General features: G+C 29.3%; 4 protein-coding genes. All 4 read right to left on the bottom strand.

Going from position 1 to position 2,101, the window contains the following annotated elements; translation table 11 throughout:
* Positions 1 to 38 precede the first annotated feature (38 nt).
* On the bottom strand, positions 39 to 413 hold the full coding sequence (locus HMPREF3177_RS08320; protein WP_070458667.1) for a hypothetical protein: 375 nt from the start codon (positions 411 to 413) through the stop codon (positions 39 to 41).
* 78 nt (positions 414 to 491) lie between these two features.
* Positions 492 to 803 (bottom strand): hypothetical protein, encoded by a 312-nt coding sequence (locus HMPREF3177_RS08315; protein ID WP_070458664.1) that lies wholly within the window; start codon positions 801 to 803, stop codon positions 492 to 494.
* Positions 803 to 1,630, bottom strand: coding sequence for a ParA family protein (locus HMPREF3177_RS08310; protein WP_070458661.1), 828 nt, complete (start codon positions 1,628 to 1,630; stop codon positions 803 to 805). Before HMPREF3177_RS08310 ends, HMPREF3177_RS08315 begins: the two co-directional genes overlap by 1 nt.
* Before the next feature lie 158 nt (positions 1,631 to 1,788).
* A complete protein-coding gene (locus HMPREF3177_RS08305) occupies positions 1,789 to 2,058 on the bottom strand; it encodes a hypothetical protein (protein ID WP_070458659.1) in 270 nt (89 codons plus the stop codon).
* Between the last annotated feature and the right edge of the window lie 43 nt (positions 2,059 to 2,101).

The raw sequence follows: 2,101 nt of genomic DNA, 5'->3' as shown, positions 1-2,101 counted from the left end.
AAAGCCCTATGATCCATTTAGGATCGTAGGGCTTACCTTTAGAGTTCATCTTTAAAATACTTTTTAAATTCTAAATATAAGTCAGTCATTAAACGTGCATCTTGTAAATGTTCATTGATTAATCTATCCATTACTTTTAGCATGGCTTTATCAGTATCATAGGCTTCACTAGTTTTCGCTACTTCTTCTAAATCTTTATAGGATTCATCTAAATAATGTGCAAGTAATCCACCAAATTTATAAAACTGTTCTAGTTCGTTATTGAAATGTAACTCATCAATAATTTCAGCTGGTTTTTGACCATAGTTGTAGAAAAAATCCATCAGCAACTTTTCATACGATTGTCCTGTTTCTCTATGTGCAGTATCTAAATGCTTCACTTGTTCATCAGTTAAGTTCAAAATGACCTTCATTATGATGTACTCCTTAATTATATATGTAAGTACAAGCACGATAGTTACCTTACTTGTACCTATTTTTGCTTATATTGTTTAATATTTATTTTGTCTTTTTAGGACTTCGACTTTGTCCTCAATGTTTTGTTCAAAATATCTATCAAAATCTTTTTTATCTCTTTCATTTAAAGATTCAACAATCGCATTTATCCCAGCTCTAATGACATCATCATTTGAATATTTTTCACCTGCATACAGTGTACGTAATGCTAGTATTTGTGAATGTAAATCGCCTGGTACTCTTACTGTTGAGTAACCTAATTTATCTAATTTAATTTGCTCATTCGCGAGTGGATTTTGATGTGAACGACCGTGATATTTTTCTTGTGTTCTATCTAGTAAACTCATTAAATTTCCTCCTCTATTGCTTTCTCATATCTCTCTAAAAATTCATCTGCAAGTAAGTCATATTGTTCAATCGCTTGTTTATCCCAATAATCTTCCTCTGATATACCAAATTCATCCCAGAATTTGACACGTTCCATCGAACGAATTATTTGTTCAAATACATATGAACCCCAATCTGCAGAAGCATCTTGTAACGTCATTTCATCTGTTTTGGTATTACGACTGAACATGACAGGGATAATACCAAGTACATCAAATTCTGTTTTATAAATATCTCTAAAATCAACCATGTGAAGTAAAAACTTATCTACTGCTCTATAGCTTCTTCTGTGTGTTTGCATGATAATTAAAGAATAATCACAAGCAAAAATAGCATTGTTTGAGAAATCTGAAATAGTTGGTGGTGTATCAATAAATATAAAATCATATTCTTCTTTAATCGGTTCTAAAAATTTATATAGTTCTTTCACTCGATCGTGAGCATCTTTATAACGATACTTATTATTTAAGTAATCAGATAATCCAATTAAATCAAAATCAGATGGAACAATACTAAGATTTTCGGATAGTTTTAAGATAGCGTTATTTACGCTCCCGTCTTTTAAACCATCAAAAATATTTACATATTTTTCATCATGTAATGCATTTGGCAATCTTTCATTGTCGAATGTACGAATTAACAACTCTGTAGCATCTGCTTGTGGGTCAAAATCGACAACTAAAACATTATATTTTTTCTTTTCGGCAAGTACATAGGCAAGACCACACAATGTAGATGTCTTACTAACTCCACCTTTAAAATTATTGATACTTATTATTCTTCCCATGGTAGACCTCCTTTTGTTAATTACGAATCTTAATAATTTAAATATATCATATATGATATATGTTATAAACATTATATCTTATACTTTATATTATATAACATATAAGTTATAAAATATAGTATATACCTAATAAATTATTAGGTATATACTACTTTTATTTAACTAAACCATTTTTCATTTTGTGCTACTTGTGACCAATCAATCAGTTCTTCTTCATCTAGGTGATACCAAGACCCGTAAGCGATTAAATCGCCATCTACAATTTTTTTCTTATCATAGTCATAAATTAACACATATTCTTTTGTAGATAATCCACATTTTTGTTCTACTATAATACTTGCATAAATGTCTGTAATATCTTTCATTTTTTTAATTGTGACTGTTCTATTTTGTGATACAAACTTTTTTCTTGAAATAACTTCTAACATTTCAATTACCCCTTTTTTCTACCACTCTTATTATTTTGAGTGT

Origin of the sequence: Nosocomiicoccus sp. HMSC09A07 (assembly GCF_001808485.1) — a bacterium.
GTDB classification, from domain to species: Bacteria; Bacillota; Bacilli; order Staphylococcales; family Salinicoccaceae; genus Nosocomiicoccus; species Nosocomiicoccus ampullae_A.
Note: the sequence above shows the minus strand (reverse complement) of the source record. Positions and strands in the feature narration are given on the sequence as shown.